Here is a 1,711-nt window from a genome sequence, read left to right on the forward strand (position 1 = left end):
GCAAGTTTGATTTCTTTAGTGTATTTAGTCATGAAAATAACCCCCGAAATTAGTGTCCTAATTTCGGGGGTCATATCAAAACCTGGATTCTTTTTCCTAGTTATTTAGCTGATTAAGCTTCAAATGCCCGGGTCAATGGCGGAACGATTTGCTTCTTCCGGGAAACAACGCCTGGCAGGTGGGCTTCTGAGTCAACCAGTTCCTTGCCGAAGGCCTTGGCAAAGACAGACTTGCTTTCGTCATCCCCGATGAAGAGAACTTCTGAGTCAGAGTCCAAAACGTTGGTAATTACCAGCATAAACAAGTCGTAGCCGTTAGCCTTAGCATCCTTTTCCATGGCTGCCAGGAAGGCATCCTTGCGTTCCAGGGCTTCTGGGACGTCAACAACGTTGACTTGAGCGATCCGGGCAGTCTTTGAGCCCAGTTCGAAGCTCTTGGCGTCCAGGTCGATCAGTTCTTCAACTGACTTAGCGGCGATGTTGGTGCCGGCCTTAAGCAGTTCCAAACCGTATTCCTTATAGTCAACGCCGGCAATCTTAGCCAGGTCTTCAACTGCTTCCTTGTCGATGTCAGTAGTGGTTGGTGACTTCAAAAGCAAGGTGTCGGAAATAATGGCACTGAGCATGATACCAGCAATGTTGGTTGGAATTTCCATGTTTTGCTCCTTGAACATTTCCCACAAAACAGTGGAAGTGCAGCCTACTGGTTCAGCGCGGTAGAACAAGGGGTCGATCGTCGCGAAGTTGCTGATCCGGTGGTGGTCAATGACGTGGGTAACCTTGACTTGGTCCCGGTCTTCAACGCTTTGTTGCGGTTCGTTGTGGTCAACCAGCATGATGGCCTTGACTTCATTTGCGACAGTCTTAACCACGCGTGGTGCTTCAAAGCCGAACTTCTTCAAAGCAAAAGAAGTTTCGTCGTTGGCTTCACCCAAAGCAACGGCTTCAGTGTTGTAGCCATGTTGGTTTTGGAAGTATGAGTAGGCAATCGCCGTGCCAATTGCGTCAGTATCTGGGTTTCTGTGACCAAAAATCAGTTCTTTTTCCATCTTGGAATTTTCCCTTCTAGATTTAGCTAAAATTATTCTCTCTAATTAAGTCTACTAGAAAATCAGCGCTTTGTTCAATCTTTTCGCGATCTTTTCGTAATCTTTTTAATTTTTTAGAGCAAGCGGCCGATATCCCTGGCCTGGTCCGGTAAAGGCCGGCCCATGAGCAGTTCCTTAGCCTCTCCGTCTGTCTTAACATCAATGACGAAGGAACCGTTGCTCTGCCGGTCGCCGACTGGGTGGTCGCTGGTCCGGATGACCTGCTTGCGCAGGCTGGAAGTGATCAAGATCAGCTCATGGTTTTGCCCGTAAGCCTTCAAGGCCACGATCCGGTGCGGCTTGGTCTTCAGGTTCCGCAAAACCAATACGCCCCGCTTGGCCCGGCTGGTCTTGCCGATCAGCTTCAGCGGCATCTGCTTGAAGGCCCCTCTTTGGGTTACCAGACCCACCTTGAGCAGGTCTTCATATTGCGGGTCAGTGACCAGGCAGGCAACGACATAGTCGTCTTCCTTCAAGTTGATTGACTTGACCCCAGCTGCCCGGGCCCCGACTTGCGGAACTTCATCAATGTCATATTTAAGGGCAAAGGCCTGGTTGGTAAAGAGGGTGATTTCCCGCTTTTCACTTGTCTTGACCAGGTCCACAGTAATGACGCGGGAGTCT

The 1,711-nt window shown here is 49.6% G+C and carries 2 protein-coding genes; both read right to left on the reverse strand.

The features are described 5' to 3' along the window. Nucleotides 1-112 precede the first annotated feature (112 nt). Nucleotides 113-1,048 (reverse strand): manganese-dependent inorganic pyrophosphatase, encoded by a 936-nt coding sequence (locus tag FD23_RS06930; protein ID WP_003613497.1) that lies wholly within the window; start codon nt 1,046-1,048, stop codon nt 113-115. Nucleotides 1,049-1,161: 113 nt separating this feature from the next. After that, the coding region (locus FD23_RS10620) for a DNA gyrase C-terminal beta-propeller domain-containing protein (RefSeq protein WP_275452787.1) at nt 1,162-1,711 on the reverse strand (550 nt) is incomplete at its 5' end.

The sequence above is a fragment of the Lactobacillus delbrueckii subsp. delbrueckii DSM 20074 = JCM 1012 genome (assembly GCF_001433875.1).
GTDB classification, from domain to species: Bacteria; Bacillota; Bacilli; order Lactobacillales; family Lactobacillaceae; genus Lactobacillus; species Lactobacillus delbrueckii.

What these genes read in the sequence shown, in the direction of transcription:
- FD23_RS06930 (WP_003613497.1), bottom strand. Translation starts at nt 1,048, where the DNA reads ATGGAAAAAGAACTGATTTTTGGTCACAGAAACCCAGATACTGACGCA.